Source organism: Cellulosimicrobium sp. ES-005, from assembly GCF_040448685.1.
Lineage (GTDB): Bacteria > Actinomycetota > Actinomycetes > Actinomycetales > Cellulomonadaceae > Cellulosimicrobium > Cellulosimicrobium cellulans_G.
Genome location: NZ_CP159290.1, coordinates 4478132 through 4504242 on the forward strand (window position 1 = coordinate 4478132; position 26111 = coordinate 4504242).

Sequence of the window (26111 nt, forward strand, 5' to 3'; positions counted from 1 at the left end):
CGAGAACCCGTGCCCTCCCGCCGCACCACGACCTCCGACACGCCGACCCTCGATGCACCGATCTCCGACGCACCGACCCAGGACGCGCCGATCCTTCCCGAGCCCGCCGACGCGCCTCCCGCGCCGGCCGTCGACACGGACGGCGCGGCGTCGCACCCTGCCCTCGTGACCGCCGCGCTCAGCGTCGTCGTGCTCGCGTTCTCGCTCATGCAGACGCTCGTGGTGCCCGCGCTCCCCACGCTCGGGCGCGAGCTCGGCGCCGGTCCGCAAGGGACGGGGTGGATCCTCACCGCCTTCCTCCTCGCCGGCGCCGTGCTCGCCCCGGTGGTCGGCAACCTCGGGGACCGGTTCGGCCACCGGCGCGTGCTCCTCGCGACCCTCGCCGTCTTCGCCGGCGCGACGCTCGTCGCCTCGGCCGCACCGAGCCTCGTGGTGCTCCTCGGCGCACGGGTGGTGCAGGGCGTGAGCACGGCGACGTTCCCGCTGGCGCTCGCGCTCGCGCGGAACCTGCTGCCGCCGCCCCGCGTCGCGGCGGCCTTCGGCTGGATCTCGGGGATGATCGGGCTCGGCGCGGGCGCTGCGCTCGTGCTCGGCGGCGTGATCGTCGAGGCGCTCTCGTGGCGGTGGATGTTCGTCCTCGCGGCCGTCCTGATCGTGGGCGCGGCCGTGCTGGTGCTCCTGTGGGTCCCGGCGGTGAGAGCGCGGTCCCAGCGGCGCCGCACGGACTGGCCGGGCATCGTGCTGCTCGCCGGCGGGCTCGTCGGGGTCCTGCTCGCGGTGTCGCAGGGGGGCGCGTGGGGATGGTCGTCACCCCGTACGCTCGGCGTCGGCGCGGTCGGGGTGATCCTCCTCGTCGCGCTCGTGCTCGTCGAGCGGCGCACCGAGGCGCCGCTCGTGGACGTGCGCACGTTCCGCCACGGGCCGCTCGCGCTGGTCAGCGTCCTCACCGTGGCCGTCGGGTTCGTGCCGTACGTCTGCTACGTCGCGCTCCCGGTGCTCATGCAGGCGCCCACGGCCACCGGCTACGGGCACGGGCTGGACGTCACCGCGTCGGGGCTCGCGATGCTCCCGAGCGCCGTCCTGGTCTTCCTCGGTGGTCGGTGCACGCCCCTCCTCGTGGCACGCGTGGGCGCGGCCGCCACGTCGGGCGTCGCGGTGGCGGTCATGCTCGTGGGGTCTGTCGGGCTCGCGCTGTGGCCGACGGTGCCGTGGGCAGTCGTGGTCGCGTTCTCCGTCCTGGGGCTCGGCAACGGGATCGGCTACGCGATCTGCGCACAGCTCGTCGTGACGTGGTCGCCGCCGGAGGAGATCGGCGCCGCGACCGGACTCAACAGCGTGATCCGCACGGTCGGCTCGGCGGCGGCCGCACCGGTCGTCGCGGCGCTGCTCGCGGGCGCGACGGCGGACGGCGACCCCGCCGGACCGTTCGCCGCGTCGTTCTGGGTCGCCGCGGCCGTGAGCGGGGCCGGCGTCCTGGTCGCCGTGGCGCTCACCGTCCTCAGCCGATCGAGCCGCCCTGCGTCGGCGCGTCCATCGCGGCCTTGAGCCGCGCCGTGTCGGCGGCCGACCAGCCCTCGGGGGCGTGCAGGGCGGCGAACCCGTCGGCGTACTCGAGGTGGTAGACGTGGCCGTGGCCCGGCGGGATGTCCGAGGCGGCGGCGACGAACAGGTCGCCCGTGAGCTGCCAGAACGTGACGAACGGGTACCACCGCACGTCGCCCAGCACGTCGGGTCCGCGCGGCTCGCGCAGCCAGTCGGGCTCGGACCACAGCGTCTCCGGTCCCCACCAGGTCACGCCGTCGGACGCGTGCTGGAGGTAGACGACGCGCGGCTCGTCCCAGCGCGGGCCGGGGCCCCAGAGGTCCGCGACGCCGGTCGCGACCGGAACGCCCCACCGGACCTGGCGGCCGTCGTCGAGCACGGGTGCGTACTCGAGCGACCCGGGGTCGCGCGCGTCGGTGAGCTCGCGCCACATCGGCGTGAAGCCGGGCGTCCCGGTGAACATCGCGCCGTCGGAGCGCGCCTCGACGTCCTGCACGCCGCTGAACGCGCCCTGCATCCCGAACGACCCGAGCGAGATGCCGAACGCCAGCAGGCGCGGGCGGTCGTCCTCGGGGAGCTCGGACCACCGTGCGTACACCGCCTCGAAGAGCGCCTTGCCGGCCGCGGGCGGGGTCGTGCGGTCGCCGACGAAGCTGATCCAGCTCGGCAGGTACGAGTACTGCATGCTCGCGATCGCGGTGTCGCCGCCGTGCATGAGCTCGAGCGCCTCGACCATGCCCGGGTCCACCCAGCCCGTCCCGGTGGTCGTCGCGACGACGAGGACGGAGCGGTCCCACGCGTCGGTGCGGTCGAGCTCGTCGACGACGCGCGCCGCCGTGGCGTCGAGGTCGCCGTCGGGGTCGAGGCCCGCGTACGCGTGGATCGGCTCGCGCACGTCCGCGGGGTCGACGACGTCGCCCGCCTGGGCGAACGCGGTCAGCTCGTCGAGCGTCGGCCCGGACACGACGAACTTGCGGCCCTCCGCGCCCAGCGAGTCCCACGTCTCGGGGGACGCCGCCGACCCGGACCGCTCGGGCTGGGCCGGGGGCGACAGGCGCGGGTCGACGTCGGCGTTCGCGGCCGCGTAGATCGAGTTGAGCGCGCTCATCGCGCCCGACCAGACGACGCCGTTGAAGACGAGCACCACGACGACGGCGACCGCCACGCCGCTCACGAACCGCGCGACCGGGGCGGGCACGACCCGGCCGACGAGCCGGGCCACCCACCGCGCGACGCGGCGCAGCCCGCGCCCGGCCTGGAGCACGAGCAGCGCGACGACGAGCGCGACGAGGAGCGTCACGACCTCGCGCCCGGGGACGTCCTCGGACATGCCGAACAGGTGCCGCAGCTCGATCTGGCGGCGGGCGCCCAGGACCAGAGAGAGCGGGACGAGCACGACGGTCGCCCCGGCGAGCACCCACCACGCGACGCGGCTCGCGCGTGCCGTCCACCGGATACGCAGCCCGACCTTGACCGCGAACCACTCGACGAACGCGCCCACGCCGTACCCGCCGACGGCGCTCACGCCCGAGATCACGGCCTGGTAGTACCAGGCCCGCGGGATGAGCGACGGCGTGAACGACAGGCAGAACCAGAGCAGCGCGAGCACCAGCCCGGTCGCCGAGAACCGCCGCAGCCACCGCCCCCACACCCCGTGCCGGGCGGGCTCTTCGTCGACGGGCTCGGGGGTACGGGTCTCCGTCACGGTGGGCTGCACATCGCGAGCGTAGGCGAGCCACCCGCGCTCGTCCCCTCGAACCGTCGGGGGCGTCGGCCTCCCACGGGTCCTGGACGGTGGGGCGCTGACGACGTCGGGGACGGGTGGTCAGGCCTCCAGCAGCAGCGCCTCTCCCTGGCCGCCCCCGCCGCACAGCCCGACGGCGACGCGCCCGCCGCCGCGGCGCGCGAGCTCGTGCGCCGCGTGGACGGCGAGGCGGGCGCCGGAGGCGCCGATGGGGTGCCCGAGCGAGATGCCACCACCGTGCACGTTGACGACGTCCGGCGAGACGCCGAGCACGCGCGTGGAGACCGCGACGACGGTCGCGAACGCCTCGTTGATCTCGACGAGGTCGAGGTCGTCGACCGTCCACCCGGCCCGGTCGAGGGCCTGCCGGATCGCGCGCGCCGGCTGGGAGTGCAGCGACGTGTCGGGGCCGGCGACCTGACCCCAGGCGCGCACGGTCGCGAGCACGGGCGCGCCAGCGGACTCGGCCCGGGCGCGGGTGGTCAGCACGAGCGCGGCGGCGCCGTCGGAGATCTGCGACGCGTTGCCTGCGGTGATGGTGCCCTCGGGGTCGAACGCGGGGCGCAGGCGCGCGAGGCCCTCGACGGTCGTGTCGGGGCGCACGCCCTCGTCGTCGCGCACCTCGACCGGCTCGCCCCGGCGCTGCGGGACGCTCACGGGGGCGAGCTCGGCGTCGAACAGGCCGTCCTTCGCCGCGGCGGCGGCGCGCTGGTGCGACGCCGCCGCGACGGCGTCCTGCTCCTCGCGCGAGACGAACACGTCGCCGACGTTGGTGCGCTCGGTCGAGACGCCCATGGAGGCGCGGTCGAACGCGTCGGTGAGCCCGTCGCGCGCGACGGCGTCGACGAGCGTCGCGTCGCCGAACGCGAACCCGGCGCGCGACCCGGGGAGCAGGTGCGGCGCGTTGGTCATGGACTCCTGGCCGCCGACGAGCACGACCTCGGCCTCGCCGGAGCGGATCATCCGCGTGCCGTCGATGACGGCGGTGAGCCCCGAGAGGCACACCTTGTTCACCGTCACGGCGGGCACGTCCCAGCCCACGCCGGCGCCTGCGGCGGTCTGGCGCGCGGGGTTCTGCCCCGCCCCGGCCTGGAGCACCTGGCCGAACACCACGGCGTCGACGGCGTCCGCGCCGAGTCCCGAGCGCTCGATCGCGGCGCGCGCGGCGACGGCGCCGAGCTCGACCGCGGTCAGCGCGGCGAGCGAGCCCTTGAGCCGGCCCTGAGGGGTGCGGGCGGCAGCGACGATCACGACGTCGTCGGGGGAGTGCGGGGTGGTGGTGCTCACGGCTGGACCTCCAGGGGTGCGGACGGCGGTGTCTGCGCGGGCGCCGGGGGTGTGGCGCCCGCTCGTGCGGCGGCGGCGTCGACGTCGGCAACGGCAGTGTCGACCAGCCCGAGCAGGAGCCCGAGGAACACGTCCGGCTCCTCGAGGTGGGGGCTGTGCCCGACGCCGGGCCGCACCTCTTCACGGTACCGCCCGCCGGCGGCCGCGTAGGCGTCGAGGACGGCCCGCGTCTGGGCGACCATCGGCTGCGGCGGGTGCGTCTCGGCCCCGGGCCAGCCGGGGACGGCGCCGATCGCGCCGAGCTGCGCGAGGTCGAACAGCGACGTGTCCGAGACGATCGCGTCGGCGTCGCCCCGCACCCACAGCACGGGCGCCGTCGCGCCGGACGTCGCGAAGCCGGACAGGTCGCAGTACTTCGCGCTGATCGCGTTGTTCATGCCGCGCGTCCCCGGCGCGACGCCGGGCCACGTGCCCGACGCCGTCCGGTCGCCCGGGTAGTTGTCGTCGCCCGTGCGCGTCGAGAGCACGGAGTCGAGCAGGAGCTCCTCCAGCGTGCCGAGCGGCTCGCCGAGCGAGGCCGGGTCGGCGACGTAGAACCGGCGCAGCACGTCACGGGGCGACCCCGCGTCCTCGCTGCGGTCGCCCGCCGCGAGCGCCGCGACGAACGCGGGGTTCGCGGTGCCGCCGCCGGACCCGGCGAAGTCGGGGGAGAGCGGCGTGCCGTCGACGTCGCGCGTGCCGCCGAACCCGTAGGGCGACATGGGCGCCTCGAGGAGGACCGCGTCGAAGAGGTCGGGCCGGTCCGTCGCGAGCTGGAGCACGACCCCCGCCCCCGCGGAGTGCGCGACTGCGACGAGCGGGTGCGCGAGGTCGAGCGCGTCGACGACGGCGGCGACGTCGTCCGCGTAGTCCCGCACGCCCCGCGTCGCGTCGACGGGCCGGGTCTCGGCGTCGCCGTACCCGCGCAGGTCGACGGCGACGCCGCGCACGTCGGCGGGCAGCGCGCGCAGCAGCGGGTCGAAGAACGCCGACGACGAGCAGTTGCCGTGCACGAGCAGGACCGTGGCCCGCACGTCGCCGTCGGCCAGCACCTCGCGCACGTGCTCGCGACCGCGCGGGGTCGGCACGTCGCGGCGCAGCACGTCGCGCGTCACGACGGCGTCCCCGCGGCCTGCGTGGACGGTCCCGGACCGGCGTCGGCGACGTCGAGCGGGGCGTCGTCGAGCGCGACGACGAGGTCGGGCTCGGTCACGGCGCGCACGTCGTCGACGCTCACGCCGGGCGCGGTCTCGCGCAGCACGAGGCCGTCGGGCGTCACGTCGATCACCGCGAGGTCCGTGATGATCCGGTGCACGACGCCCCGCCCGGTGAGCGGCAGCGAGCACGAGCGCAGGAGCTTGGGCGACCCGTCGCGCGCCACGTGCTCCATGAGCACGATCACGCGCGCGGCCCCGTGCACGAGGTCCATCGCGCCGCCGGGGCCCTTGACCATCTTGCCGGGGATCATCCAGTTGGCGAGGTCGCCCGTCGCGGAGACCTGCATGCCGCCGAGGATCGCGGCGTCGATCTTGCCGCCGCGGATCATGCCGAAGCTCAGCGCGGAGTCGAAGAACGCCGCGCCCGGCAGGACGGTGACGGTCTCCTTGCCCGCGTTGATGAGGTCGGGGTCGACGGTGTCCTCGCTCGGGTACGGCCCGACGCCGAGGATCCCGTTCTCCGACTGCAGCACGAGGTGCTTGTCCTCGGGCACGTAGTTGGGCACGAGCGTCGGCAGGCCGATGCCGAGGTTGACGTACCAGCCGTCCTGGAGCTCGCGCGCGGCGCGCGCGGCCATCTCGTCGCGGGTGAGCGCCATGCGTCAGCCCTCCTTCACGCTGGTCGCCGTGCCCGACGTCGTGCGCGCGGGCTGGTCGGTCTCTGCGGCCGGGCGCACGGTGCGGCGCTCGATCCGCTTGGGCACGTCCGGGCCGACCTCGACGACGCGGTGCACGAACACGCCGGGCAGGTGGACGGCGTCGGGGTCGATCTCGCCGGGCTCGACGAGCTCCTCGACCTGCGCGACGCACACGCGGCCCGCCATCGCGGCGAGGGGGGAGAAGTTGCGGGCCGACCGGTGGAACACGAGGTTGCCGTGCCGGTCGCCGCGCAGGGCGTGCACGAGCGCGAAGTCCGTGGTGATCGCGTCTTCCAGGACGAACTCGGCCTCGTCGGGGAACGACCCGTCGCGGCCGCGCGGCCCGACGCCGAACGCGCGCACCTCCTTGGGCGCGCTGGCCTGCGCGACCCCGCCCGCGCCGTCGTACCGCTGGGGGAGGCCGCCCTCGGCGACCTGCGTGCCGACGCCGGTGCGCGTCCAGAACCCCGCGATGCCCGCGCCGCCCGCGCGCAGCTTCTCCGCGAGCGTGCCCTGCGGGGTGAGCTCGAGCTCGAGCTCACCCGAGAGGAACTGCCGCTCGAACTCCTTGTTCTCCCCGACGTACGAGCTCGTCATCTTCCGGATGCGGCCCGCCCCGAGCAGGACGCCCAGGCCCCAGTCGTCGACGCCGCAGTTGTTGCTCACGACCCACAGATCGCGCGTGCCCTGCGCGAGCAGCGCCTCGATGAGCGCGATGGGGTTGCCGCACAGGCCGAACCCGCCGACGGCGAGCGACGCGCCGTCGGGCACGTCCGCGACGGCCTCGGCCGCGGACGCGACCACCTTGTCCAGCCCGGTCCCTCGTGGGGACGCGATCGTGGGGCTCATGCCGTGACCTCCTCGTCACTCGCCGGTCCGGGTCCGTCGCTCGTGACGGCGGCCAGGGCCTGCAGGGTCTCGCCCGCGACGGCCTCGACGCCGGGCGGGCTCATGATGATCGTGTAGTGATTGATACCCGCTACGTCGCGGGTGCGCAGCCCCGGCAGCCGCGCGCGCCACGCGGCGAGGTGCTCGGGGGAGTAGAGGGCCTCGGGCTCGTCGAGCAGCCCGCGCGGCGCGCGCAGCAGCACGAGGGGCACGTCGAGCGGGTGGTCGCCCGCGAGCGCCTCGGCGAGCGGGCCGCCCTCGTAGAGCTCGAGCGAGTCGGCGGAGACCGCCGCGCCCGACGACGCCGGACGCAGCGCGGGCGCCTCGCCGACGAGGTCGTAGTCGACGTACCCCGCCACGACGTCGGCCCACGGCTCGTCCCACGCGCTCGCGAAGGCGGGGTGCGCGCGCCAGAAGCCGCGGTACTCCTCGCGGTCGGCGAAGGTCCGCTCGAGCCGCTCGACGGCCGGCCCGAGCAGCGCGCGCAGGACCTCGTCGTGATCGGCGTCCGGGGGCAGGCCCGCGGGCGGTGGGAGCGGGATCCCGCCGTCGACGAGCACGAGCCGCGAGACGCGGCCGGGGTGGCGGTGCGCGAGCACGACCGACACGAACGCGCCCATCGAGTGCCCGAGCGCGACGACGCTCTCGACCCCCAGCGCGTCGAGCACGGCAGCGAGGTCGTCGGCGTGCGCGCCCATGCCGTACGGGCCGGGCAGGGTGTTGCTGCGGCCGCGCCCCCGTAGGTCGGGCGCGACGACGCGCACGCCCGGCAGTGCCGCGACGACGGCCGGCCACGCGCGGTGCGACGCCGTGATGCCGTGCACGGCGAGGACGGTCGGGACGGCGTCGTGCGCGGGGCGCGCGCCGCCGTCGGGCCGGGCGCCGGGCCCGGGTGCGGGCGGGCCGACCGGGTCCCACACGCCGACGCGCAGCCGCCCGCCCGCGACGGGGACGTCGAGCGTCGCGTAGGTGTGGGTCGCGGCGGTGACGTCGTGCCGTGCGGACGCGGGGGTCGCCGTCGTGCCCGCGGTCACCGGGCGCTCCAGCCGCCGTCGATCGTCCACGACGCGCCCGAGACCATCGACGCGTCGGGTCCGGTGAGCCAGCCGACGAGCGACGCGACCTCCTCCGGCTCGACGAGCCGCTTCACCGCGGACTCGGCGAGGAGCACGGTCGCGAGCACCTCGGACTCGGGGACGCCGTGCATGCGCGCCTGGTCCGCGATCTGCTTCTCCACGAGCGGCGTGCGGACGTAGCCGGGGTTGACGCACACGCTCGTCACCCCGTGCGGGCCGCCCTCGAGGGCCGTCACCTTGGACAGGCCCTCCAGACCGTGCTTCGCGGACACGTACGCCGACTTGAACGGCGACGCCACGAGGCCGTGCACCGACGACACGTTGACGACGCGCCCGAACCCGCGCGCGTACATCCCCGGGAGCGCGGCCCGGACCAGCAGGAACGGCGCCTCGAGCATGATCGCGTGCAGCAGGCGGAAGTCGTCGGGGCGGAACTCCTCGATGGGGCTCACGCGCTGGACGCCCGCGTTGTTGACGAGGACGTCGACGTCGAGCGAGAGGTCGTCGAGCGCGCGCGTGTCGGCGAGGTCGACGACCCACGCCTCGCCGCCGAGCTCGTCCGCGAGGCGCTGCGCGCCGTCGGGGTCGACGTCGGCGACGGTCACGTGCGCGCCGCGCGCGGCGAGCTCGCGCGCGCACGCCGCGCCGATGCCGCTCGCGCCGCCCGTGACGAGCGCACGACGCCCGGCGAGCGTGGGGGCCACGGGGGTCGACGCGGCAGGGACGGTGGCGGGGACGATCACTGCGCGTCTCCTTCGGTCGTGGATCCGGACCGGGCCGTGGCTCCGGCCTCGGCGGCGGGTCGCGGTACGGCGAGCGCGCGCTCGATGAACTGCATGGTCTGCTCGAAGACGTGCGGCGGGACCTCGGCGGCCGCGGTGTCGTACGACGGCGGCTCCGCGCTCTCGTCCCAGCGCCCGCCCCACAGGACCCAGCGCATGCCGACGATCTCCCCGATCCCCATCAGCGCCCACGCGGCGACCTCCGGGTCGACGTCGTGGCCCACCTCGCCGTTCGCGCGCGCCTTGTCGAGGCCCGTCATGTAGCCCTCGACGATGCGCGAGTAGTGCCGACGCAGCGCGCCGGGCGAGACGAACTCGGCCTGCCGCACGATCCGGTAGAGCGCCGGGTGCTCGGCGGTGAAGCGGAAGAAGGCCTCGAAGCCGGCGCGCTCGGCGGCGAGGCGGGTGTCCGCCTGCGAGCTCGCCTCGATCATCGCGTGCCGCACGCGGCGGTTGAGGTCGTCGACGAGCTCGTCGAACACGTCGATCTTCGACTCGAAGTACAGGTAGAACGTGCCCTGCCCGACGCCCGCGGACTCGGTGATCTTGACGATCGACGCGTCGTGGTACCCGACCTGGGCGAACACCTGCTCGGCCGCGGCGAGGATCTTGGCCCGCGTGCGGTTGCCGCGGGCGGTGCGGGGCTGGGTGCTCATGAGTCCTCCGGGACGGTCACGCGCTCGGCGAGCGAGCGGCGCGACACCTTGTGCAACGACGTGCGGGGCAGGGACGGGACGAGGTCGAAGCGACGCGGGACCTTGAAGTGCGCGAGCTCGCGGCGGCAGAACGCCTCCAGCTCCTCGGCGTCGGTGGGGTGGCCCGGGCGCGGGACGACGAACGCCGCGCCGACCTCGCCCCACCGGTCGTCGGGCACGCCCACGACCGCGACGTCCGCGACGCCGGGGTGCCGCCGGAGCACGGCCTCCACCTCGGACGGCGTGACGTTCTCGCCGCCGACGATGAAGACGTCCTTGATCCGGTCCACCACGCGGTAGCACCCGTCGGCGTCGCGCTCGACGAGGTCCCCGGTGCGCAGCCAGCCGTCGTGCAGGACGGCGGCCGTCGCGGCCTCGTCGCGGAAGTACCCGGCGAACACCCCGGGCCCGCGGACCAGCAGCTCGCCCGCCGCGGGCCCGTCGAGGTGGCGCCCGGTCACCGGGTCCGCGACGGCGACCTCGACGTGGGGATACGGCGTCCCGGCCGACCCGAGGCGCTCGCGCGCCTGGTCGTCCGGCAGGCACAGCACGTTGGGCCCGGCCTCGGTGAGCCCGTACCCCTGCGAGAGCGCGACGCCGCGCCGGTGCCACGTGCGCAGCAGCGGCTCCGGCATGGGCGCGCCGCCCACGACGGCGTGGCGCAGCGACGACAGGTCGGCGTCCGCGAAGCCGGGGTGCTCCGCGAGGAGCAGGTAGTTCGTCGGGACGCCCATCATCGTCGTGACGCGGCGCTCGGCGACGAGCTGCAGCACGCGCTCGGGCTCGAACGTGCGCTCCAGGACGACCGTCGCGCCGGTCCACCACGCGAGCAGCGGCTGGATGTTCCAGCCGCCCGCGTGGAACTGCGGCAGCACGCTCAGCACGACGTCGTGGCTCGTCAGCTCGACCGTGCGCGAGAGCGAGAGGTTGGTCCAGAAGCAGTTCGCGTGCGTGAGCAGCGCGCCCTTGGGCGTGCCCTGCGTGCCGGACGTGAAGACGAGCAGGAGCGGGTCGTCGTCGTGCACGACGCGGCGCTCGGGAACGGGCGCCCCCGCGGCCCGGCCCGCGCCGTCCGCGTCGCGCGCGCCGTCGGCCAGGCACGGGCGGCGCGACGGCGCGGGGACCCGCGCCTCGACGCCGCTGCGGCCGAGCTCGGTACGCCGCGGGGGGAGGACGAGCCGGTCCAGCCGGTCGAACGCCGCGTCGGCCAGCGCGGAGAACTCCTGCTCCACGAGCACGAGCGCCGGGTCGGCCTGCTCGATCTGGGCGGCGAGCTCGCCCGGCGACAGCCGCCACGACAGCGGCGCGAGGATCAGCCCGGCCTGCGCGCACGCGAAGAACAGCACGACCTGGTCGGCGCTGTTGCCGGTCACCGTGGCCACGCGGTCGCCGAGGCCGTAGCCCGCCTCGCGGAACGCCGTCGCCAGGGCGCTCGCGCGCTCGTGCAGGTCGCGGTAGCGCAGGGTCACGCCGCGGTCGTCGACCGCGACGCGGTCCGGCGTCGCGAGCGCGCGGTCGCGCGTCCAGCGGCCGAGGGTGTGCAGGCCGTCCTGGGCGTCCTGGTGCTGCGTCGTCATGCCACCTCCTCCAGGCGCTCGCGGGCCTCCTCCCGATCCTCCCGCGGGCGGCGGCGCGCGGCGAGGCGCGACGCGGCGCCGGCGATGCCGCCGGGCAGGAACATCACGACGAGGATGAAGAGGGTCCCGAGGAGGAACAGCGGCTCGCTGAGCGGCACGCGCAGCACGGCCGGGAGGTCCGCGACGGCCGCGGAGCTCGCGAGCGTCCCGAGCCGCTGGTCGAGGACCGTGTAGAGCACGCCGCCGACGATCGCGCCCCACCGTGAGCCCACGCCGCCGAGCACGACCATGACGAGCAGCGTGAGCGTGAAGTCGGCCGACGTCGCGCGCGGCACGGCGCCGGACTGGAGCAGGAGGTACGCCATGCCGACGACGGTCGCGAGCGTCGCCGCGAGGACGAACACGAGGAGCTTGACGAGGTAGGGGCGCCCGCCGATGACGCGCACGCGCATCTCGTTCTCGCGCGTCGCCGCCGCGACGTGCCCCGCGCGCGACCGCTCGATCCACAGCACGACGAGGTAGACCACGACGAGCACGGCGAGCGCGAGCCAGTAGAGGTTGCGCGTGTTGAGGACGCCCACGAACGCGTCGGGGACGTTGCCGGTCGCGAGCGCGAGGCCCTCCTCGCCGCCCGTGGCGCCGCCGGGGTTGCGGCGCACGAGCACGTTGCCCGCCTGGGCGAACGCGAGCGTGACCATGGCGAACGAGATGCCCGTGACGCGCAGCGAGATCGCGCCGACGACGTGCGCGAGGACGATCCCGCCGACGAGCACGAGCGCCGCGGCGGGCAGGAGCGGGATCTCGGTCGTGTCGAGCACGATCGCGAGCCCGTACACGCCCGCCGCGAAGTACAGCGCGTGGCCGAAGCTCAGCAGCCCCGCGACGCCGAACAGCAGGTGGTAGCTCAGGGCGAGCGCACCGATGAGCCAGCACAGCGCCATCATCTGCAGCGCGCCCGGCGTGTAGGTCGGACCAGGCAGCACGCCGGGCACGTGGATGGCGAGCAGCGGCAGGCACGCGAGCAGCGCGACGAGCGCGACACCCGCGAGCGTGCGGACCACGGTGCCCGACGGCGTCCGGCGCGCCGGGCGCGCAGCGTCGCCAGGGTGCGGGGCGCCCGGCACGGACCCGGCGGGAGCGGAGGTGGGGTCGGCGGCCGCGCGCGTGCCGCCGTCGGGCCGGCTGCCAGGAGCGGTCTGGGTGGTCATGCGGCTGCCCTCCCGAGGAGGCCGGTGGGACGGACGAGGAGCACGAGCGCGAGCAGCAGCACGACGATGAGGTCGCCGTAGCCGAGGTAGTAGTTCGCGAACTGCTGGAGGACCGCGACGAGCACGGAGGCGACCGCGGCGCCGGTCAGCGAGCCGAGCCCGCCGATGACCGTGACGATGAACGCGAAGATGAGCAGCGACCCGCCGAGGTGCGGCGAGACGTAGCCGAAGTACTGCGAGGCGAGGACCCCGCCGAGGCCCGCGGCGGCGCCGCCGAGGGCGAACACGAGCGTGAACGCCTTGCGCACGTCGATGCCGAGCGCCGTGACCATGGACCGGTTCTCGACGCCCGCGCGGATGATGAGGCCGTAACGCGTGCGCTGGAGGAAGAGCACGATCGCGCCGAGCACGAGAACCGCGGCGCCGATCGCGACGAAGCGGTCGTTGGGGATCGGCGCGCCCGCGAGGTCGGTCGTGCCCTTGAGCCACGCGGGACCGGAGATGAATTCGGGGTCCGAGCCCCACATGCCCTCGAACAGCGCGACGGAGGCGAGCGAGAGCCCGACCGTGACGAGCACCTGCTCGATGTGCCGCTCGTAGAGCGGGCGGATGAGCAGGAGCTCGGTGAGCGCCGCGGCCCCCGCCCCGACGACGGCCCCGGCGAGCAGCGAGAGCGCGAAGACGCCCCACGAGTCCGCGCCGAGCGAGCGCGCGACGAACCAGCCGCCGAACGCGCCGAGCGTGAGGAACGACCCGTGCGCGAAGTTGAGGACGCCCATGAGCCCGTAGATGAGCGACAGGCCCGACGCGACGAGGAAGTACAGCGCCCCGAGGCCGAGCCCCGTGACGAGGAGGAGGACGATCGTGCTCATCGGGCCGCAGCCCCTTCGTTCTCGTGGTGGTCGACCTCGGCGTGCACGCCGAGGAGCTGCTGGACGCGGTCGGGGTCGTCGAGGAGCTCGCGCGCCGGGCCCGTGTGCACGACGCGGCCCGCGTCGATCACGACGACGCGCTCGGCGAGCCGCTCGATGACCTCGAGGTTCTGCTCGACGAGCAGGATCGGGACCGTGCGGGCCGCCTCGGCGAGCGCGTCCGACACCTCGCCGACGATCCGGGGCGCGAGGCCCTTGGTGGGCTCGTCGACGAGGAGCAGGCGGTTGGCGTTGAGCAGGGCGCGCGCGAGCGACACCATCTGCTGCTGACCGCCCGAGAGGGTGCCCGCGCGCTGGGCGGCGCGCTGGACGAGGTCCGGGAAGAGCTCCGCGACGAGCTCGCGCCGCGGGTGCGCGTCGCGCTCCGCGAGCCGCAGGTTCTCCGCGACCGTGAGCCCGGCGAACACCTCGCGGTCCTCGGGCACGTACCCGACGCCGCGGCGCACGATCCGGTCCGTGCGCTCGCCGTCGACCCGCTCGCCCGCGAGCCGCACCTCGCCCCGGCGCTCGATGAGGCCGAGCACGGCCTTGAGGGTCGACGTCTTGCCGACGCCGTTGCGGCCCAGCACGGCGGTGACGCCCGTGGCCGGGACGGAGAACGTCACGTCCTCGACGACCTGCTGCCCCGCGATGCGCGCGGACAGCCCGCGCACCTCGAGGACGGGCACGTCGGCCGTCGCTCCGGTCCGGTCCGTGAGGTTCCTGCCGGCGCTCATGCTGCCTCTCCTGCCGTGACGCCGAGGTAGGCGCTCTGCACCGTCGGGTCCGCCATGACGGCGTCGGGGGTGTCGCACGCGAGCAGCTCGCCGTGGTGCATGACGGCGACGCGGTCCACGAGCCCGAGCACGACGTCCATGTGGTGCTCGACCATGAGGACGGTGCAGCCGGTCGCGTGCAGGTCGCGGATGACCTCGACGAGCCCGGGCACGTCGGCCGACGAGACGCCCGCCATGGGCTCGTCGAGCAGCACGACCCGCGGCTCCGTCGCGAGGAGCACCGCGATCTCGAGCTTGCGCTTGTCGCCGTGCGACAGGTCCCCGGCCGCGACGTCGGCGCGGCGCGTGAGCCCCACGGTCTCGAGGTGCCGGTTCGCCTCCCGCGTCGCGGCGTCGCCGCGGCGCGGGAAGCGCAGCACGGACAGGGCGCCGCCGAGGCGCCCCTGCGCGGCGAGCCGCACGTTCTCCCGGACGCTCAGGCGCGGGAACAGGCTCGACGTCTGGAACGTGCGGCCCAGCCCGGCGCGGGCGCGCGCCGCCACCGAGGTGGTCGTCACGTCCGTTCCCGCGAGGAGCACCGACCCGCTCGTCGGGCGGTGGATCCCCGACACCAGGTTGAAGAGCGTCGTCTTGCCCGCGCCGTTCGGCCCGATCACCCCGAGCATCTCGCCCTGCCCGACGGCGAGGCTCACGCCCTGGAGGATGCGCGCGCCGCCGATCTGGAGGCCGAGGCCGCGGACCTCGAGCGCGGGGAGGGCGTGCGGCTCGCCCACGTCAGCCCGCCTCGGCCGGCGCGACGTCGTCGCCCGGCACCTCGGTGACGAGCTCGGGGATCCAGGCGTCGCCGTCGGCCACGAGCTTGACCTGGTACATCGGCTGGATCAGCGCGTGGTCGGACGCGCGGACCGTCGTCGTGCCCTTGGGGCCGTCGAAGCTCCAGCCCTCGAGCGCGTCGACCATGGCGTCGACGTCGTCGCCGCCCTCCTCGATCGCGTGGACGATCATCTGGGCCGCGACGAAGCCGTCGGGCGTGAAGAGGTCCGCCTGCTTGTCGGTTGCCTCGACCGACGCGAGCATCGCGGCCTCGACCTCGGTGCCCGCCGCGCCGGGGAAGTAGTGGTTGAGGAAGTCGACCTTGCTCGCCGCGGCGCCGTACGCGCCGTAGGTGGCGACGTCGCCGAGGCCGGTGACGACCGTCGTCGAGTCGAGCACGCCCTGCTGGTCGAGGCCCTGCCACATCGCGCCCGACGTCGCCCCGGCCCACGCGACGAACACGAGGTCGGGCGCGGCGTCGACGATCTGGTGCGCGAACGGCGTGAACTCCGTCGCGTCCTCGGGCACGAGCACGCTCGTCACCTCGGCGCCCTGCGCGCCGAGGACCGCCTCGACCGCGGCGAGGTTGCCCTGGCCGAACGCGTTGTCCTGCGCGAACACGACGACCTTCGCGCCGTCGGGGTCGACGAACGTCCCCGCCGTCGCGACGTCCTGGAGCGACTGGCGCCCCGAGCGGAACGTGTAGTCGTTGATGCCCGTGAGCGCGTCGACCGCGGCGGGGCCGGAGATGTAGAGGACCTTGTTCTGCTCGGCCTGCTCGGCGAGCTTGAGCGCCACGCCGGACACGACCGTGCCGCCGAGGATCTGGTAGCCCTTGCCGATGAGGTCCTTGGCCTGGCCGACCGCCTTGTCCGGGTCGCCGCCGTCGTCGTGGAACGTCACGTTGACGGGCCGGCCGTCGACCTCGCCCGTGCCGTCGGTCGCGTAGTCGAGGCCCGCCTGGAAGCCCTCGTAGTAGGCCTCGCCGTAGGCCGCGAGCGGCCCGGTCTTGGAGTAGATGATGCCGACGTCGACGGGGTCGGCGCTCGCGCTGCTCTCGCTTCCGGTCGTGTCGCCGCCGGTCGCGTCGGTCGGCGCGCACGCGGCGAGCACGAGGCTCGCGGCCGCGAGCGCGGCGACGGCGAGTGCCGGCCGCTGGGACTTCTTCGTCCGCATGACTTCGCCCTTCGTTGGGTGGTCCTGGGGGAGCGCCGCTCAAACATGAGAGGCGATTCAGGTTGCGGGAATCATGGATCCACGACCGACGCGGTGTCAACCCGCGCCGGTCACGATCCGGCTACGGCGCCGACGAAGGAGCCCACCATGGACGACGAGACGCACTCTTCTGCGCGGGGAGGCACCGTGCCGCCGCAAGGTCGCGACGACCTGCCGAGCGGGACCCTTCAGGTGCCGAACCCGGGGTCACGGGCGAGCTGGGCCGCAGACGTCGCCCACGACCCCGGGTTCCGGCGGCCCGCGGGAGAACCGGGACCCCGGGTCGGCGGGAGGGTCGCGTCAGTGCTCGAGGCGGTCCTTCTCGTCGCCGATGTGGTCGACGACGTCGTCCGGGAGGTCGTCGAGGTTCATGTCGTTCGTGCGAGCGCGCCGGGCGTCCCAGCGCAGCGCGACCGCCGCGAGGGCGGCGGCGATCGTCGACGCCGCGAGGACGGCGATCTTCGCCGCGTCGGTGTGCGTCGAGTCCGGGAACGACAGCTCCGCGATGAGGAGCGACACGGTGAACCCGATCCCGCCCAGCAGGCCGACGGGCAGCAGGTCGCGCACCCCGATGCCGGGCGCCAGGCGCAGCGGGGTGAACCGCGTGACGAGCGCCGTCACCCCGAGCACGCCCACGAGCTTGCCCAGCACGAGGCCGAGCACGATCGCGAGGACGACCGGCTGGCCGAGGACGTCGCCCCCGCCGCCGACGAACGTCACGCCCGCGGCGAAGAACGCGAACACGGGCAGGGCGATCCCCTGGGAGAACGGGCGCAGGGCGTGCTCGAACCGGTGCGTGCGCGACTCGGTCTCGCCGTGCACCACGAGCGCCGGGACGGTGAAGCCGAGCAGGACGCCCGCGATCGTCGCGTGCACGCCGGACTCGTGGACCAGCACCCACGCGACCACCGCGACGGGAACGAGGAGCCACCAGCGCGTGCGCCGCGCCCGGACCAGCACGGCGAACAGCGCGACCGCGACGAGCGCGAGACCGAGGAACCCGATGCGCAGGTCGGCCGTGTAGAAGACCGCGATGACGACGATCGCGAGCAGGTCGTCCACGACCGCGAGCGTCAGGAGGAAGGTGCGGATCGCCGTGGGCAGACCGCGCCCGAAGACGGCGAGCACGCCGAGCGCGAACGCGATGTCCGTCGCCGTCGGGATCGCCCAGCCGTGCAGCGCGCCGCGGTCGCCCGCGAGCAGCACGACCGCCGTGAAGATCACCGCCGGCACCGCCATGCCGCCGACCGCGGCCAGCATCGGGACCCCGGCCTGGCGCGGGCTCCGCAGGCTGCCCGCCACGAACTCCTGCTTGAGCTCGACGCCCACGACGAAGAAGAAGATCGCGAGCAGCCCGTCGGCCGCCCAGGTCTCGAGGCTCAGGTCGAGGTGCAGGGGCAGGGAGCCGATCGAGGCCGGCCCGACGACCGTCTCCGAGAGGGTCGTGTACGCGTCCCGCCACGGGGAGTTCGCCCACAGCAGCGCGAGCAGCGCCGCGCCGATGAGCAGCGCGCCGCCCGTCGTCTCCCGGCTCACCCACCGGCGGAAGCGCACGCGGGTCGACGGGCGGTCGGTGGGGTGGGTGCCGGAGGGCGGGGTGGCGTGGGTCATCGTGCTCCCGGGGTCGGTGTCGCGTCGCACGGCCCGCGGACGCGACACCGTGGCCGACCAGACTTCCCGGCACACCGTCCTCGATTCTACGGGGGCATACCCCGCGCGGCCGACGTGCCCGGCTCGCGATCATCCTCCCGGGCGACGTCGCGTGCGGCCAGCGCACGTGAGGATCGGCGGGTGCCCGACGCCGTCCCCCGCCCCGCGCCCGACCCCACCCCCGCAGAGCTCACCGACTCCGCCCCGACGCCGTCCCCGCCCCCGACCCCGACGCCCGCCCCGATCCCGTCCCCGGACCGGACGGCGTCGCCGGACGTGCCGACGGTCGTCGGACCCACGGCGCTCGACCGCCGGCTCCTGTGGGGCGGGTCGCCGGTCCTCGGGGCGCTGCTCGCGTACGGGGCGCTCCACCTCGCCGGATGGATGGCGGGGCTGCCGTGGGCGCCGTTCCAGGGTCTCGCGCGCGTCATCGACGAGCTCCTCGGCGAGCGGGGGACCCTCGGCGTCGCGATCTGCCTCGTCCTCGGGGTCGGTGCCGGGCTCGTGTTCGCCGCGCACGCGGTGCGCGACATCGCGGTCCTGACGCTCGACGCCGAGCACGCGACCGTGGCCCTGCGCGACGAGCGCGTCACGCTCGACCGGGACCGCGTCACCGCCGTGCTCGTCGACCGCAAGGACCTCGTCGTGCTCGGCCGTCGGGCGCCGAGCGCCACCGACCGTCGCGCGTCCACCGCGGTATGTCTCTCGCCCCGCGGTGCCGGCGACGGCACCGGCACCGGCAACCGGGAGGCTCGCGAGACACCGGTCGTCGAGCTGCTTCACGTCCGCACGGAGCTCGCGACGGCCCGTCTCGCCGCCGCGTTCCGTGCGCACGGCTGGCCGTGGCACGACGGCGACCCGTGGGCACAGGAGTTCCGGCGCTGGGTCCCCGGCGACCCCGAGCTCCCGCCGAGCGCCGACGCCGTCTTGCGCGCCCGCGCGGCGATGCTCCAGGCCGACAAGACGTCCGACGCCGCCGACCTGCGCCGCGAGCTCGCCCGCCTCGACGTCGTCGTGCGCGACGTCGACAAGATCCAGCACTGGCGCCGAGCCACCGCCCCGAGAGAGGACCCCGGTCCCGTGAGCGAGAGCTCCGGCAGCGCGAGGTAGAGCCGTGGTCCTGCCCGACGGCGGTCTGGTCACCTTGGGTGGTCGGGGTGGGTGGTGGTGCCGCGTCTACCATCCGCCGCTCGTTCCTCGCGGCTCCCGCCAGGCCCGACCACGACGCGGCACCACCACCCACCCCGCCCGGCGTCGTCTCACCCTGGTCGTCCCTCACCCGGGCGACCGCCCGCGGTGCCGGTCTCGCCGACACGTTCCCGTTGCTGCGTCCGCGTGCAGCGTGACACCGCACACCTCCGCCCGTCGCGCGCCTCGCGGGCGCCACTGCGCGACTGCGCAGCGGCTGCAGCTGCGGGTCAGGGTCGTGGGTCGTGGGTCGTGGGTCGCGACTCGACCTGTTCCTGCGACGTCGCACCGGGCCGTCGCGAGGTCGCCCGGGCCGCACGACGCCACGCCGAGCAGGTCGTCTCGGCCCGACATGAGTGCCGGACGAGCCAAGGTCGCCTGGTCAGGCTGCCAGGACCACCTGGTCGGCCGGTCGCCGAGCCACAGTGGGCCGACGGCCGAGCGGTGGGGGTGGGCTCGGATGCGAAGGGGCGTCAGAGCGGCGCTCCTAGAACCCACGCCCGACAGACCAGGGTGACGGCGCCGCAGCCCCGAGCACCGAGCCCACCCCCACCGCGGACCCAACCCTGCGCGTCTGAGACCCGACCACGCCCACCTCGGCGGACCACAGCTCTACCTCGCGTGACCAGGGCTCTACCTCGCGTGACCCTGGCTCTACCTCGCGTGACCATGGCTCTACCTCGGCCGACCACGGCTCTAGCTCGGCGGGAGCGGTCAGGTGGGGGTGTCCTCGGCGAGGGCGAGGAGGCGGGTCAGGGTGTTCCAGTTGCGGCCCGTCACCGGGGTCCCGGCGGCCTTGGTCAGGACCGACGTCGTGAGCTTCGAGCGGCCGATGCCGTCGGGGTAGGCGACGTAGAGGACGCCGTTCGCGACGACGGCTCGCTCGGTCCCGCCCCGGGCCTGGATCGTGGTCGCGCCGTCCGGGTCGACCGGTGTCTCGCCCACGAGGACGAGGAGCGCGGCGGGGCGTTCCTCCGCGTCGTCGGGGAGGGGGTTGCCGCGGACGATCTTGCGGAGCCGCTCGGTCGTGAGCACGGAGACGGCGGCATCGACGCCGAAGCGTTCGGCGACGGCGTCGTGGAGGAGACGCGCGACGTCGTCGGGCCGGGACGCGCCGGAGGTCCCGGGCGCGACGACGAGGTTGCCGCTGTTGACGACCGTGCGGGCGTGCGCGAACCCGAGCTCGCCCGCGAGCTCGCGCAGCGCGGTGGACGGGACCTTGCGCCCGCCCACGTTCACGGCGAACAGCAGCGCGACGTAGGCGGTCACGACGACGCCCCCGGTCGTCGGTGGGACCACGGCGCGGCCTCCTCGAGGCGGGCGGCGAGGTCGAGGAGGAGCGCGTCGTCGCCGTGGTCGGCGCCGAGCATCACGCCCACGGGGACCGTCGCCGTGGACCCGTCGGGGTCGGTCACGCGTGCCTCGCCGAGCGGGAGCGAGATCGCGGGCCGGCCGGTGAGGTTCCACACGCTCGTCCAAGGGGTGAACGCGGTCTGCGCGGCGAAGTCGGCGGCCGGGTCGTCGTCCATCCGCTGGCTGCCGACGAGCGCGGGTGGCTGGGCGAGCGTGGGGGAGAGCACGACGTCGACCCCGGCCCAGGCGGCGGCGACCTCCCGGGTGAGCTGCTGCACCCCGGCGAGCGCGGTCGCGTACGCGAGCCCGCTCACGCCGCGCCCGCGCTCGCGGAGCCATCGCGTGAGCGGGACGAGCAGGTGCTCGCGGTCCGGCGGGACGGGGGCCTGGAGCGCGCCGACCGACCACAGGGCGGCGAACGCGTCCCAGCGCTCGGCGCCGAACGGAGGGGGGATCTCGACGACGTCGTGCCCGAGCCCGGCGAGGAGCGCCGCGGTCGCGCGGGCGGCGTCGGCGCACGCCGGGTGCACGGGGGCGTCGGCGGCGATCACGGGGTCGAGCAGGAGCCCGACCCGGAGCCGCCGCGCGCCGGACGCGGCCGCGAGGCGCGCCGTGAAGGTGTCGCCCGGCCACGGTCGCGCGAGGACGTCGAGGAACGCCGCAGCGTCGCGCACCGACCGGGTGAGGACACCGTGCGTGGCGAGCCCCGCGCCGTCGACCCCGTACGGCCCGGGGCTCACGAGCCCGCGCGACGGCTTGAGCCCGACCAGCCCGCACGCGCTCGCCGGGATGCGCAGCGATCCGCCGCCGTCGCTCCCGTGCGCGACGGCGACGACGCGTGCCGCGACCGCGGCCGCGGCGCCGCCGCTCGACCCGCCCGCGGACCGCGCGAGGTCCCACGGCGTGCGGGCCGTGGGCCCGACGTCGGGCTCGGTGTAGCAGGGGAGCCCGAGCTCGGGAGTGGTCGTCTTGCCGACCATGACGGTGCCCGCGGCGCGCAGGAGGGTCGCCACGCCGTCGTCATGAGGCGCCGGGAACGGGTCGATCGCGGCCGACCCGGCGCGGAGAGGCACGCCCTCCACCATGGTGAGGTCCTTGACCGGGCACGGGACGCCGAGGAACGGCGGCAGCGCGCCCGGCTCCGCGGACCCGGCGACGGGCGCGCCCGCGCGGCGTGCCGCGACGAGCGCGGACTCCGCGGCGAGCGCCTGCGTGCGCGCGAGGTCCGGGGTGAGCACGGTGAAGGCGCCGACCTCCGCGCCGACGCCCGCGGCGGCGTCGAGCGTCGCGTCGAGCACCTCGGTGGGGGAGGCGTCGCCGGTCCGGAGCGCGTGGGCGAGGGCGGTCGCGTCGAGGTCGAGCAGGTCGAGGACGCTCATGTGTCGTGAACCTACGCGGCGGGTCACGACTGCGCGAACCGTCCCGGGTCGACACGCCGCCGCGTCGAGGCGTATATTCCATGCGGAATATTCCTTACGGACTTCTTGGCCCGGGGCCGACGTCGCGCGACGCACGACGCACGCAGCCCCGCCTGCGAACCCCCCCCCGTGCTACCCGTCCCGGAGACGACCGTGCCCGCACCGCGCCTCAGCCCGACGGCGACCCTCGTGCTCGCCGTGCTGCTCGACCAGCCCATGCACCCGTACGAGATGCTCGTGCGCCTGCGCAAGCGGCGCGACGACCGGCTCGTCCGGCTCAACCCGGGCGCCGTCTACCACGCGGTCGACCGGCTCGAGCGCGACGGCCTCGTCGAGCGCGCGGGCGTCGACCGCGACGGCAACCGGCCCGAGCGCACCGTCTACGCCATCACCGACGCGGGCGTCGCCGCGCACCACGACCGCACGCGTGACCTCGTCCGCGAGACGCCGCCCGAGTACCCGGCGTTCCCGGTGGGGCTCGCGCTCGTGCACGACCTCCCGCTCGACGACGCCCTCGCCCTCCTGCGGGAGCGCCGGGCAGCGCTCGCGGCCGCGACGGACGGGGTGCGCGAGCACCTCGACGGCGTCGTCGCGCGCGGGCTGCCCCGGCGCTACCTGCTCGACGCGTCGTTCCAGCTCCACCAGGTCGCGGCCGAGATCGCGTGGCTCGACGCGACGGTCGCCGACCTCGAGTCGGGCGCGCTGAGCTGGACCGACCAGCCCGCGCCCACGTTCCGCTTCCCCCGCACGACCTCACCTCAGGAGACCTCGTGACCACTCCCGCCCCGGGCAGCAGCCCGAGCACGGCCCCGGCGCCCGCCGACGCCGGCTCGCGCGTCGTGCCCCTCGTCGACCTCCACGGCCGCAGCGCCTGGAGCATCCTGCCGCCGCTCATCCTCGGTTTCTTCATGATCATGGTCGACACCACGATCGTGAACATCGCCGTCCCGACGCTCCAGACCGAGCTCGACGCGTCGCTCGTCGCGGTCGGCTGGGTGAACAGCGCCTACCTGCTCTCCTACGCCGTGCTGCTCCTGCTCGCCGGGCGGCTCGGGGACCGCTACGGCCCCAAGCCCGTGTTCGTCGTCGGGCTCGCGGTCTTCACGCTCGCGTCCGCGTGGTGCGGACTCTCGGGCTCGATCGGCATGCTCATCGCCGCGCGCGTGGTCCAGGGCGTCGGCGCGGCGCTCATGACGCCGCAGACCATGGCGATGATCACGCGCGTCTTCCCGCCGCGGCAGCGCGGTGCGGCCATGGGCCTGTGGGGCGCGACCGCCGGCGTCGCGACGATCGCCGGACCGCTGCTCGGCGGCGTGTTCGTCGAGTCGTGGGGCTGGGAGTGGATCTTCTTCGTCAACGTGCCGGTCGGTGTCGTCGCGCTGTGGTTCGCGCTCACGCGCCTGCCACGCCTCGCGACGAACAAGCGCTCGTTCGACGTCCTCGGCGTCGTGCTCTCGGTCGTCGGCCTGTTCGCGGTCGTCTTCGGCCTCCAGGAGGGCGAGACGTACGACTGGGGCACCATCACCGGGCCGATCACGGTCTGGGGCGTCATCGGTGCCGGGCTGCTCGTGCTCGTGGGCTTCGTCCTGTGGCAGCGCCACCTCGGCGACGGCGCGCTGCTGCCCCTCAAGCTCTTCCGCTCCCGCAACTTCTCGCTCGCGAACGTCGCCGGCATGTCCGTCTCGTTCGCGATGATCGGGATCTTCTTCCCGCTGACGATCTTCCTGCAGTCCATCCTCGGGCTCTCGCCGCTGCACGCCGCCCTCGTCAACCTGCCCGGGTCGCTCGTCTCCGGGATCGTGGCCCCGCTCGCCGGTCGCCTGTCGGACAAGGTGCCCGCCAAGTGGGTCGTGGCGACCGGGTTCGGCGTCCTCGCGGTCGCGATCGGGTGGCTCGCCGTCGTCGTCGGGCCGGGGGTGTCGGTCGCGACGGTCGTGCTCCCGATGACGCTGTTCGGCATCGGTACCGGCTGCGTGTTCTCGCCGCTCGCCAACCTCGCGACGTCGGGCCTCGACCACCGCACCGCCGGCGCCGGGGCGGGCGCGTTCAACACCACGCGCCAGGTGGGCGGCGTCATCGGCTCGGCGGCGATCGTCGCGACGCTCACCGCGCGCCTCGCCGTCACCCTCCCTGCCGCCGCGCAGGACGCGGCGGCCTCCCTCCCCGAGCAGTTCCGCCAGCAGTTCGTCGACGGGTTCGCGAACGCCGGCTCCCTGCAGGGCGGCGCGGGCGGGTCGTTCGACCTCCCGCCCGGGGTGCCCGACGACGTCGCGCGCCAGGTGACCGACGCCGCCACCGCCGCCTTCCACCAGGGGTTCGCGACCGCCGTCGGGCAGACGCTCGCGGTCACGGCCGCGGTCCTGGTCCTCGGCTTCGTGTGCGCGATCGCGATGGCGCCGAAGCACGTCGAGCACTGACCCGCGAGATCGGCCCGTGCGTCGCGAGATCGGCCCTCCGAGGGTCGATCTCGGACGCTCGGGCCGATCTCGTGGAGCATGCGCCCGGACGATCCCGTGAACGGAGGGTTAAACCTCGCCCCGGAGGTGTGTCGGGGGTGGTGAGCCGAATCACACGGGCGTAGTTTCGAGGGGACGGACGGCACCACCGCCGTCCTCCGGGAGGCCAGCCGATGGGGTTCACGCTCCGCTCAGGAGGGCCGGCACCGGCGCTGCTGAGCCGTGGCACCCACGGCCCGACGGCCGGTCGCCTGCCTCGCCCAGAGAGAGAACGGCGCCCGCGCGCCGGAGGGGAGCCCTCGTGGTCCGCACCTCACCCACCACCCCCACCCCGCAGGACGACGCGCGAGACGACGCGCGTCGCACGTTCGTCGTCGACACCTCGGTCCTGCTGAGCGACCCCCGCGCGATCGGGCGGTTCGCCGAGCACGACGTCGTCCTCCCGGTCGTCGTCATCACCGAGCTGGAGGCGAAGCGCCACCACGCGGAGCTGGGGTACTTCGCCCGCAGCGCGCTGCGCATGCTCGACGACCTGCGCGTCAGGCACGGCCGTCTCGACGCCCCGATCCCGGTCGGCGACGTGGGCGGGACCCTGCGCGTCGAGCTCAACCACACCGACCCGGACGTCCTCCCCGCCGGCTTCCGGCTGGGCGACAACGACACGCGCATCCTGTCCGTCGCCGCGAACCTCGCGGCGGAGGGGCACGACGTGACGGTCGTGTCCAAGGACCTGCCGATGCGGGTCAAGGCGTCGGCGGTCGGGCTGCGCGCGGAGGAGTACCGCCACGAGCTCGCCGTGGACTCGGGCTGGACGGGCATGGGGGAGATCTCCTTCACGGATGCCGAGGCGGCGTCGCTCTGGGAGCACGAGTCCGTCGAGCTCACGAGCCTCGACCCGGAGGTCGTCGAGGCCGCCGGGCCGCTGCACTGCCACACGGGGCTCGTCGTGCACTCCCCGCGCGGGTCCGCGCTCGGGCGCGTCACCGCCGACAAGCACGTGCAGCTCGTGCGCGGGGACCGCGAGCTCTTCGGGCTGCACGGCCGCTCGGCCGAGCAGCGCGTCGCGATCGACCTGCTCCTCGACGAGTCGGTCGGGATCGTGTCGCTCGGTGGCCGGGCGGGGACGGGCAAGTCGGCGCTCGCGCTGTGCGCGGGCCTCGAGGCGGTGATGGAGCGCCGACAGCACCGCAAGGTCATGGTGTTCCGCCCGCTCTACGCGGTGGGCGGACAGGAGCTCGGCTACCTCCCCGGCTCCGAGGCCGAGAAGATGAACCCGTGGGCGCAGGCCGTCTACGACACGCTCGGCGCGCTCGTCTCGCCCCAGGTGCTCGACGAGGTGATCGACCGCGAGATGCTCGAGGTGCTCCCGCTCACGCACATCCGCGGGCGCTCGCTCCACGACGCGTTCGTCATCGTCGACGAGGCCCAGTCGCTCGAGCGCAACGTGCTGCTCACCGTGCTCTCGCGCATCGGGCAGTCGTCGCGCGTCGTCCTCACGCACGACGTCGCGCAGCGCGACAACCTGCGCGTCGGACGGCACGACGGCGTCGCCGCGGTCATCGAGGCGCTCAAGGGTCACCCGCTGTTCGCGCACGTGACGCTCACGCGCTCCGAGCGCTCGCCCGTCGCCGCCCTGGTCACGGAGATGCTCGAGTCGATCGAGGTCTGACCCGCCGC

At 75.0% G+C, this 26111-nt stretch carries 22 protein-coding genes; 5 read left to right on the plus strand and 17 right to left on the minus strand.

Annotated elements, in window-relative coordinates:
• Nucleotides 1–9: 9 nt before the first annotated feature.
• Nucleotides 10–1545 carry an MFS transporter gene (locus tag ABRQ22_RS19960; RefSeq protein ID WP_353707945.1) on the plus strand — a complete coding sequence of 512 codons (1536 nt, stop codon included), beginning with the start codon at nucleotides 10–12 and terminating at the stop codon, nucleotides 1543–1545.
• Here ABRQ22_RS19960 and ABRQ22_RS19965 read toward each other — a convergent pair.
• The 15 genes from ABRQ22_RS19965 to nhaA all read right to left on the minus strand — a co-directional run bounded on the left by ABRQ22_RS19965 (nucleotide 1499) and on the right by nhaA (nucleotide 17980).
• Entirely contained in the window at nucleotides 1499–3259 is a 1761-nt protein-coding gene (locus tag ABRQ22_RS19965; RefSeq protein WP_353707946.1) for an alpha/beta hydrolase, read from the minus strand. The genes ABRQ22_RS19960 and ABRQ22_RS19965 overlap by 47 nt on opposite strands.
• Nucleotides 3260–3367: 108 nt before the next feature.
• Nucleotides 3368–4573, minus strand: a complete 1206-nt coding sequence (locus tag ABRQ22_RS19970) for an acetyl-CoA C-acetyltransferase (RefSeq protein ID WP_353707947.1) — start codon at nucleotides 4571–4573, stop codon at nucleotides 3368–3370.
• On the minus strand, nucleotides 4570–5727 hold the full coding sequence (locus tag ABRQ22_RS19975; RefSeq protein WP_353707948.1) for an alpha/beta hydrolase: 1158 nt from the start codon (nucleotides 5725–5727) through the stop codon (nucleotides 4570–4572). Before ABRQ22_RS19975 ends, ABRQ22_RS19970 begins: the two co-directional genes overlap by 4 nt.
• A complete protein-coding gene (locus tag ABRQ22_RS19980) occupies nucleotides 5724–6428 on the minus strand; it encodes a CoA transferase subunit B (protein ID WP_353707949.1) in 705 nt (234 codons plus the stop codon). The genes ABRQ22_RS19975 and ABRQ22_RS19980 overlap by 4 nt, the downstream gene beginning before the upstream one ends.
• Nucleotides 6429–6431: 3 nt before the next feature.
• On the minus strand, nucleotides 6432–7316 hold the full coding sequence (locus tag ABRQ22_RS19985) for a CoA transferase subunit A (protein ID WP_353707950.1): 885 nt from the start codon (nucleotides 7314–7316) through the stop codon (nucleotides 6432–6434).
• Nucleotides 7313–8389, minus strand: a complete 1077-nt coding sequence (locus ABRQ22_RS19990) for an alpha/beta hydrolase (protein ID WP_353707951.1) — start codon at nucleotides 8387–8389, stop codon at nucleotides 7313–7315. Before ABRQ22_RS19990 ends, ABRQ22_RS19985 begins: the two co-directional genes overlap by 4 nt.
• Nucleotides 8386–9135, minus strand: coding sequence for a 3-hydroxybutyrate dehydrogenase (locus ABRQ22_RS19995; protein ID WP_353709590.1), 750 nt, complete (start codon nucleotides 9133–9135; stop codon nucleotides 8386–8388). The genes ABRQ22_RS19990 and ABRQ22_RS19995 overlap by 4 nt, the downstream gene beginning before the upstream one ends.
• Nucleotides 9136–9170: 35 nt before the next feature.
• Entirely contained in the window at nucleotides 9171–9869 is a 699-nt protein-coding gene (locus tag ABRQ22_RS20000) for a TetR/AcrR family transcriptional regulator (protein ID WP_353707952.1), read from the minus strand.
• Complete coding sequence (locus tag ABRQ22_RS20005; protein ID WP_353707953.1) at nucleotides 9866–11485, minus strand: AMP-binding protein; 1620 nt, start codon at nucleotides 11483–11485, stop codon at nucleotides 9866–9868. The genes ABRQ22_RS20000 and ABRQ22_RS20005 overlap by 4 nt, the downstream gene beginning before the upstream one ends.
• The gene (locus ABRQ22_RS20010) at nucleotides 11482–12693 is read right to left on the minus strand and encodes a branched-chain amino acid ABC transporter permease (RefSeq protein ID WP_353707954.1); all 1212 of its coding nucleotides are present in this window, start codon (nucleotides 12691–12693) and stop codon (nucleotides 11482–11484) included. Before ABRQ22_RS20010 ends, ABRQ22_RS20005 begins: the two co-directional genes overlap by 4 nt.
• Entirely contained in the window at nucleotides 12690–13565 is an 876-nt protein-coding gene (locus tag ABRQ22_RS20015; protein ID WP_253051023.1) for a branched-chain amino acid ABC transporter permease, read from the minus strand. The genes ABRQ22_RS20010 and ABRQ22_RS20015 overlap by 4 nt, the downstream gene beginning before the upstream one ends.
• Nucleotides 13562–14341: an ATP-binding cassette domain-containing protein gene (locus ABRQ22_RS20020; RefSeq protein ID WP_253051024.1), complete on the minus strand. Its 780-nt coding sequence runs from the start codon at nucleotides 14339–14341 to the stop codon at nucleotides 13562–13564. Before ABRQ22_RS20020 ends, ABRQ22_RS20015 begins: the two co-directional genes overlap by 4 nt.
• On the minus strand, nucleotides 14338–15114 hold the full coding sequence (locus ABRQ22_RS20025) for an ABC transporter ATP-binding protein (RefSeq protein ID WP_253051026.1): 777 nt from the start codon (nucleotides 15112–15114) through the stop codon (nucleotides 14338–14340). The genes ABRQ22_RS20020 and ABRQ22_RS20025 overlap by 4 nt, the downstream gene beginning before the upstream one ends.
• A gap of 1 nt (nucleotide 15115) precedes the next feature.
• A complete protein-coding gene (locus ABRQ22_RS20030; RefSeq protein ID WP_353707955.1) occupies nucleotides 15116–16330 on the minus strand; it encodes a substrate-binding domain-containing protein in 1215 nt (404 codons plus the stop codon).
• A gap of 339 nt (nucleotides 16331–16669) precedes the next feature.
• A complete protein-coding gene (nhaA, locus tag ABRQ22_RS20035; RefSeq protein WP_353707956.1) occupies nucleotides 16670–17980 on the minus strand; it encodes a Na+/H+ antiporter NhaA in 1311 nt (436 codons plus the stop codon).
• Nucleotides 17981–18160: 180 nt separating this feature from the next.
• On the opposite strand from nhaA, the gene ABRQ22_RS20040 reads away from it, so the two are divergent.
• Nucleotides 18161–19129 (plus strand): hypothetical protein, encoded by a 969-nt coding sequence (locus ABRQ22_RS20040; RefSeq protein ID WP_353707957.1) that lies wholly within the window; start codon nucleotides 18161–18163, stop codon nucleotides 19127–19129.
• A 792-nt stretch (nucleotides 19130–19921) separates the two neighbouring features.
• Here ABRQ22_RS20040 and ABRQ22_RS20045 read toward each other — a convergent pair.
• Nucleotides 19922–20506, minus strand: coding sequence for a DUF1697 domain-containing protein (locus ABRQ22_RS20045; RefSeq protein ID WP_353707958.1), 585 nt, complete (start codon nucleotides 20504–20506; stop codon nucleotides 19922–19924).
• Entirely contained in the window at nucleotides 20473–21939 is a 1467-nt protein-coding gene (locus tag ABRQ22_RS20050; RefSeq protein ID WP_353707959.1) for an amidase, read from the minus strand. Before ABRQ22_RS20050 ends, ABRQ22_RS20045 begins: the two co-directional genes overlap by 34 nt.
• Nucleotides 21940–22131: 192 nt before the next feature.
• Here ABRQ22_RS20050 and ABRQ22_RS20055 point away from each other — a divergent pair, with 192 nt between their 5' ends.
• The 3 genes from ABRQ22_RS20055 to ABRQ22_RS20065 all read left to right on the plus strand — a co-directional run bounded on the left by ABRQ22_RS20055 (nucleotide 22132) and on the right by ABRQ22_RS20065 (nucleotide 26103).
• Nucleotides 22132–22752 carry a PadR family transcriptional regulator gene (locus ABRQ22_RS20055; RefSeq protein ID WP_253051033.1) on the plus strand — a complete coding sequence of 207 codons (621 nt, stop codon included), beginning with the start codon at nucleotides 22132–22134 and terminating at the stop codon, nucleotides 22750–22752.
• Nucleotides 22753–22817: 65 nt separating this feature from the next.
• Nucleotides 22818–24395 (plus strand): DHA2 family efflux MFS transporter permease subunit, encoded by a 1578-nt coding sequence (locus ABRQ22_RS20060; RefSeq protein WP_353709591.1) that lies wholly within the window; start codon nucleotides 22818–22820, stop codon nucleotides 24393–24395.
• A 340-nt stretch (nucleotides 24396–24735) separates the two neighbouring features.
• Entirely contained in the window at nucleotides 24736–26103 is a 1368-nt protein-coding gene (locus tag ABRQ22_RS20065; RefSeq protein WP_253051034.1) for a PhoH family protein, read from the plus strand.
• Nucleotides 26104–26111: the final 8 nt, after the last annotated feature.

Coding starts and splice junctions, on each gene's coding strand:
- ABRQ22_RS19980 (WP_353707949.1), bottom strand. CDS start 6,428: ATGGCGCTCACCCGCGACGAGATGGCCGCGCGCGCCGCGCGCGAGCTC.
- ABRQ22_RS19985 (WP_353707950.1), bottom strand. CDS start 7,316: ATGAGCCCCACGATCGCGTCCCCACGAGGGACCGGGCTGGACAAGGTG.
- ABRQ22_RS20000 (WP_353707952.1), bottom strand. CDS start 9,869: ATGAGCACCCAGCCCCGCACCGCCCGCGGCAACCGCACGCGGGCCAAG.
- ABRQ22_RS20005 (WP_353707953.1), bottom strand. CDS start 11,485: ATGACGACGCAGCACCAGGACGCCCAGGACGGCCTGCACACCCTCGGC.
- ABRQ22_RS20010 (WP_353707954.1), bottom strand. CDS start 12,693: ATGACCACCCAGACCGCTCCTGGCAGCCGGCCCGACGGCGGCACGCGC.
- ABRQ22_RS20015 (WP_253051023.1), bottom strand. CDS start 13,565: ATGAGCACGATCGTCCTCCTCCTCGTCACGGGGCTCGGCCTCGGGGCG.
- ABRQ22_RS20020 (WP_253051024.1), bottom strand. CDS start 14,341: ATGAGCGCCGGCAGGAACCTCACGGACCGGACCGGAGCGACGGCCGAC.
- ABRQ22_RS20030 (WP_353707955.1), bottom strand. CDS start 16,330: ATGCGGACGAAGAAGTCCCAGCGGCCGGCACTCGCCGTCGCCGCGCTC.
- nhaA (WP_353707956.1), bottom strand. CDS start 17,980: ATGACCCACGCCACCCCGCCCTCCGGCACCCACCCCACCGACCGCCCG.
- ABRQ22_RS20050 (WP_353707959.1), bottom strand. CDS start 21,939: ATGAGCGTCCTCGACCTGCTCGACCTCGACGCGACCGCCCTCGCCCAC.